We start from the raw sequence: 1,039 nt of genomic DNA, 5'->3' as shown, positions 1-1,039 counted from the left end.
GCGATGCGCTGCTCTACTCTTTGGATGAGTATCACTGGTCGTATCGTGAAAAACATGCGCGAATTCTTAAGCACTCAGAGATAGATTTGCGATTCAAGCGCCTTTACGACGAAGCCCTATCTTTTCGGCTTTCACCGAAGTATGCCTACTATCTGCAGCTAGATTTAAAAGACTGGCATCGCAATGTCATGAGACAGCTTGAGTCAATCCATCTGAAATGCGAAGCCAAAAGGCTCCAACGTTCTGATTTAACGTGGCAAACGTACTTCGACACAGCGCTGGTGCATTCACTGTATGAACGTGAGTTTAACGCAAAAGAATGTCTGCGTAGACTGATGAATCTCATCAAACCAAAAACAGGAAAATTGCCGAATAAGCTGCCTCCTTTGGGCAAGCTCGCATACCAGCTTTCAGATAACGAGAGCATGTTACCGTTGATCTTCCCTTACATTGCTTTCAACCCGAGCTTTGTGAATTCCTCGGTTGAAAAACAGCATTTCGTTTCATTTTTCTCATCGCACTTTGGCAGGCAGGAACAAGATTCATTGCTGAGCATTATCAAGGCATATGTCCGCCAATGGGGCGCCACGTTTGACCGAAATTTAAGCGCCGTATTGTCTAAAAACCAGATTGCTCTATAGGACATAACTATGATTTGCATTACATCCGACATCCATCACATGAGCCTGAAAACAGGTAATCAATTGTACTCAGATCGCACCGAGGCGAGCATTGCCTGCGATTTTGTCGCTCGACTTAACGAGCACAATGCGAAAGTCACATGCTTCGTGACAGGTAAAGCCTTCGAAGAAGAGTGGCCTGAAATCAAACCCATGTGCGAAAGCCGCAATGTAGAAATAGGCGGGCATACGTATAGCTGCTTTATGCCGGAGCTATGGCATCGCGGCTGTAAAAAACTCTTTGGCAGCTACAACGGCCCAAAATGGCAGCAAGATTGGGATATCGCTAAGACCAAACGCATTATTCAAACCAAGGCGAACATCACCATTACTAGCTGGCGAAACCACATGTATATGCA

The 1,039-nt window shown here is 45.5% G+C and carries 2 protein-coding genes; both read left to right on the top strand.

From position 1 onward, the window contains the following. On the top strand, window positions 1–641 hold a 641-nt coding region (locus A3751_RS23125; RefSeq protein ID WP_197466484.1), incomplete at its 5' end, for a hypothetical protein. A gap of 9 nt (window positions 642–650) precedes the next feature. Beyond that, window positions 651–1,039 (top strand): polysaccharide deacetylase family protein (locus tag A3751_RS18315; protein ID WP_156492612.1); only part of this gene is annotated, 389 nt, incomplete at its 3' end.

It is taken from the genome of Oleiphilus sp. HI0080, assembly GCF_001635135.1.
This window is presented reverse-complemented; position numbering and strand designations above follow the sequence as displayed.